The sequence below is a fragment of the Bacillus sp. VT 712 genome (genome assembly GCF_001614195.1).
Taxonomy (GTDB): Bacteria; Bacillota; Bacilli; order Bacillales; family Bacillaceae_H; genus Priestia; species Priestia flexa.
Genome location: NZ_LWBK01000096.1, coordinates 1 through 585 on the forward strand (window position 1 = coordinate 1; position 585 = coordinate 585).

2 protein-coding genes are annotated in these 585 nt (G+C 33.7%); one reads left to right on the forward strand and one right to left on the reverse strand.

All coding sequences use genetic code 11. The features are described 5' to 3' along the window. A partial coding sequence (locus tag A2U94_RS21005) for a transposase domain-containing protein (RefSeq protein WP_197473425.1) occupies positions 1 to 160 on the forward strand: 160 nt, incomplete at its 5' end. A 213-nt stretch (positions 161 to 373) separates the two neighbouring features. On the opposite strand, the gene A2U94_RS21010 is transcribed toward A2U94_RS21005, so the two are convergent. Further along, positions 374 to 585, reverse strand: a 212-nt coding sequence (locus A2U94_RS21010) for an ATP-binding protein (RefSeq protein WP_197473426.1), incomplete at its 5' end; no start/stop codon positions are given.

Here is a 585-nt window from a genome sequence, read left to right on the forward strand (position 1 = left end):
TATCGCAGAAACTGCAAAAAGTAATGGCATTGATTTCTATGAATATATAAAGAAACTTTTGACGGATCTACCGAATATCGGCATCCATCAAAATCCTGAAATTCTAGATCAATACATGCCTTGGTCTAAAATGATTCAAGCAACATGTAATAGAAGATAGATGAGGCCGTATTTTTGATAAAAAATCATAAAAATACGGCTATTTATCATGCGTACCATGAAGGTACGCTGTTTTTTATTTCGGGCTTACATTCTTCTTTTTTTATTTTCCTTAAAACGCTTTTTAAACGTAAGCCCGTAATCAAACAACGCATATAAAACATCAGGCACCTCCGGTTGTGACCGTCAAGTAGAATGAAACAATTTTTGCTCGTTATTTTGAAACACTTTGTTCCCCAAATATGGTAGAACGATGCTTCATACGATAACTATCTTCATTTAAATGAATGATTTCTACTCGGTGAAGAATCCTATCTAGAATTGCTGTTGTTATAGCTTGATCACCCAATAATTCTCCCCATTCTTTTGGTGCCTTATTAGAGGTCAAGATAATGGAAGACTGATTATACAAGTCATTAATTAAAT